Source organism: Rhizobacter sp. P3_B12, from assembly GCF_056402895.1.
In genome coordinates this window covers 1-2,739 of sequence record NZ_JBFUGN010000838.1, presented here as the reverse complement: position 1 = coordinate 2,739, position 2,739 = coordinate 1, and the positions used below count along the sequence as shown (strand labels likewise).

Below are 2,739 nucleotides of genomic sequence, written 5' to 3'. Positions count from 1 at the left end.
AACGGCTGCTTCCAAGCGCGATACTGATGTCTCGGCAAGACCAACGAAGGTCACGCCATCTGCCATGCTTTCATCGACTACCGACCGTATGCCATTTGACCTTGCAGCCTCGTTCATAGAAGCAGCCGAACGCGAACTCGCAAGCTCGTTGCCGTCGTCCTACGCCAATGCGATGCGGACGGCCAACGGCGGCGACCTCGATGTGCTCAACGACGACTGGCGGCTGTATCCGATTGCGGATTCGTCCGACCGAAGACGGTTGAGCCGAACGTCAARCCACGCGATCAAGGAGACATCAGCACTTCAGCAGTGGCCGAAGTTTCCGTCGCGCGCGCTGGCCATCGCCGGGAACGGGTCTGGCGACCAACTTTTGATTCTGCGAAACGGTGACGCTTTTGGGGATGCGATTCATCACTGGTCGCATGAAACTGGAATGTTGACCAAAGTCGCGGATGACTTCGCGGACCTGCCAAGAGCTTAGCCACGGTTGGTCGCGTATGACGATGAAGGAACAGAGGGATGTCGCTCAGAATGATCCATCCTGCGACGATCAACTTCATGCGCATGGCATGCCAAAGGCCCGGTATGTACATGCTCGATCRCGACATACGGCAGTTGGAGACGCAACTGTACGGCTTCGATGCCGCACTTGCGGCAACGGGCGCGCTGGGGATCCACGAAGCCTTCAACGCACACTTCACGGAGCTGGTTCGCACAAGTACTGGAGCGAGCGGGTCACAGGGTTGGGCCGCGGCGCTCATAGACACCTTTGGGCCCGGAGGGCCTTCGTTCAACGCATTCTGTGACCTTCTCTGCGACCTGTTTCCAGTTGCCTTTCAGCCTGCAGATTTCGAGCGCGCTCAATGCCCGACGCGCCTTGCAGGCAACCGCTACCAGGAGGTCCGCCGGTCGGTCGACGAAAACAAGCCTTGAGTGGCCGCCTTCCCGCTCAGAAAATACTTTCGCTTGGTGTCGTCGTTTGGAGTGCGTGCTACGAGGTCGAATGCCTGAAGCCGGCCACAACCGGTCTTCAGCAAGGGGCGGCTCTCGGGTAGGCTAGTCAGCATGGATCAAGCATTCACGCTCAAGAATTCGAGGGTCAGAAGATGGCTCGTTGCCGTACTGTCCATCGGCGTCATCCTGCTTGCGCTGCGACCACCCTGCTTCTGGCTGTCAGGCGTCGGCGCTGCTCTCGTGGTGTTGGCGTCAGTGTCAAACTCTGCGCGCACAGGGCAGTGGATGTCGTGGCAGAACGAAGGCTCACTGAACTGGTTCGAGGGGTGGGCCGCTTCGACAGGAGCGCTCTTGGCGGCTCTGCCGCTTGGTGCCGCGATTCTGAGGGCGTGGGTAACAGCTTGAGATCCCCAGTGAGAGCCTCGGCGGTCGTCTTTTCAGCAAGCTGGCGTCAATCACACGTCCCCCGAGATCCAGATGCAAGCAGGGTTCGTGATTGCGAATGTTGGCGCCCCCCTCGGTGGATTCCTGCTGGTGAGAGTCATACCTTCTGGAAGCTGGAGGTTCGCCCGCATCTGGTCGATGAACCGGATCGGCCCTTTGACATCTGCCATTTCCCCGAAGGCTACTGCTACGTGGCGTCCTCGACGCCGATGACCGGTTTCGATCGGGAGGTCACAGGACTGTGCTTCAGGTCAGGGGCGCCTCGCAATCACGATTGAGGTGATCGAGGAGGACCTGGCGCTTGGCTCGTTGGCGATGGCCACGCTCTTGCTCTACGCTCAGGGTGTTGACCACTGGGGAGCGCGATGACGAAGCCGAGCACCACCGCCCTTGACCGCATGCACCAGACTCTCCAATCCTATGAAGGTTCTGCACGTGAGTACGACAAGCTCGTTGACCCGCATCGACCTCCGCACATCCAGAAGGCACTGCGGCGACTAGTCGAGGTCCTGCCGCCCGGAGGACGGGTGCTGGAGATCGGCTCGGGGCCGGGTCGCGATGCGGATGTCCTCGAATCGCTTGGATTGGCGGTCCGGCGCACCGACGCGACCCAGGCCTTCGTCGATCTGATGGTGGAGCGAGGCAAGCATGCCGAGTTGTTGAACGTCGTGACCGACGAACTCGGAGGGCCCTACCATGGCGTGCTCGCCATGGGTGTGTTGATCCATGTCGATCGGAACCAGACCGACGCCGTCCTGCGCAAGATCCACACCGCACTGAGGCCGGGCGGGGCGTTCCTCGCCGCGATGCGCGAGGGCGAAGGCGAGACGACCGGTGAATACCACACCGTGTGCTGGACGCGCGAGCGCTTCACGGAACGGCTCGCCGCGGCCGGCCTCTCGGTCAGTTGGGACGCGGACAGCGTGGGGCGCGACGGCAACAATTGGGTCACCTACCTCGCGCGCCGCGCGCCATGAACTCCCAGGCCTGCTTGAGGCAGCCGGCTGCATGCGACCGGCAGCTTTGTGGCGACGAGATCAGAGCCTCGGATGTCTCTTCCGGGTCGGCCATTGCCTATCAGCTCAGCAAGCGAACGGCTGCTTCCAAGCGCGATACTGATGTCTCGGCAAGACCAACGAAGGTCACGCCATCTGCCATGCTTTCATCGACTACCGACCGTATGCCATTTGACCTTGCAGCCTCGTTCATAGAAGCAGCCGAACGCGAACTCGCAAGCTCGTTGCCGTCGTCCTACGCCAATGCGATGCGGACGGCCAACGGCGGCGACCTCGATGTGCTCAACGACGACTGGCGGCTGTATCCGATTGCGGATTCGTCCGA

Annotated in this window: 4 protein-coding genes; all 4 read left to right on the top strand. The window is 61.2% G+C overall.

The genetic code is table 11. The features are described from left to right. Positions 1-481, top strand: a 481-nt coding sequence (locus tag AC1D01_RS28835) for an SMI1/KNR4 family protein (protein ID WP_477872526.1), incomplete at its 5' end; no start/stop codon positions are given. A gap of 38 nt (positions 482-519) precedes the next feature. Continuing rightward, positions 520-933: a hypothetical protein gene (locus tag AC1D01_RS28830; RefSeq protein ID WP_477872524.1), complete on the top strand. Its 414-nt coding sequence runs from the start codon at positions 520-522 to the stop codon at positions 931-933. A gap of 830 nt (positions 934-1,763) precedes the next feature. Further along, positions 1,764-2,375: a class I SAM-dependent methyltransferase gene (locus AC1D01_RS28825; protein ID WP_477872522.1), complete on the top strand. Its 612-nt coding sequence runs from the start codon at positions 1,764-1,766 to the stop codon at positions 2,373-2,375. Next, on the top strand, positions 2,372-2,739 hold a 368-nt coding region (locus AC1D01_RS28820), incomplete at its 3' end, for an SMI1/KNR4 family protein (protein ID WP_477872520.1). The genes AC1D01_RS28825 and AC1D01_RS28820, both read left to right, overlap by 4 nt.

What these genes read in the sequence shown, in the direction of transcription:
- AC1D01_RS28825 (WP_477872522.1), top strand. Translation starts at nt 1,764, where the DNA reads ATGACGAAGCCGAGCACCACCGCCCTTGACCGCATGCACCAGACTCTC.